Annotated in this window: 1 protein-coding gene and 1 pseudogene; both read left to right on the forward strand. The window is 46.2% G+C overall.

Annotated elements, in window-relative coordinates; genetic code table 11:
* Positions 1 to 4 precede the first annotated feature (4 nt).
* A pseudogene (locus DS839_RS35965) lies at positions 5 to 445 on the forward strand (polyribonucleotide nucleotidyltransferase); the annotation flags it as partial.
* 24 nt (positions 446 to 469) lie between these two features.
* Entirely contained in the window at positions 470 to 586 is a 117-nt protein-coding gene (locus DS839_RS37140) for a DALR anticodon-binding domain-containing protein (protein WP_368912128.1), read from the forward strand.
* Positions 587 to 597: the final 11 nt, after the last annotated feature.

A 597-nucleotide genomic window follows, 5' to 3' on the forward strand; every position in this document is an offset into this window, starting at 1 on the left:
CAAAATGAATCCAATTGTTAAGCAATTTAAATACGGTCAGCATACCGTAACGTTAGAAACAGGTGCTATCGCACGTCAAGCAACGGCGGCCGTTATGGCAAGCATGGACGATACTACCGTATTCGTCACCGTTGTGGCTAAAAAAGAGGTTAAAGAAGGTCAAGATTTCTTCCCATTAACGGTAGATTATCAAGAGCGTACTTATGCAGCCGGTCGTATTCCCGGCGGTTTCTTCAAACGTGAAGGTCGTCCGTCTGAAGGCGAAACCTTAATCGCTCGCTTAATTGACCGCCCTGTGCGCCCGCTTTTCCCGGAAGGTTTCTTTAACGAAATTCAAGTGATTGCTACGGTTGTTTCGGTGAACCCGCAAATCAGTCCGGATTTAGTGGCGATGATCGGTGCTTCAGCGGCGCTTTCATTATCAGGCGTACCGTTCAACGGCCCTCCAAGTTTCTACGAAGCTTGCCCGATGCTGAATGCGGAAGAGAATGTAAAAAACAGCCGTTTAAGTTTAGCCGCATTAACGGCGAAAACGCTAAAACAAGGTCTAGATCTCTTAGGTATTAAGACGATTGAAAAAATGTAATGAAACGTCCC

The sequence above is a fragment of the Taklimakanibacter deserti genome, assembly GCA_003574785.1.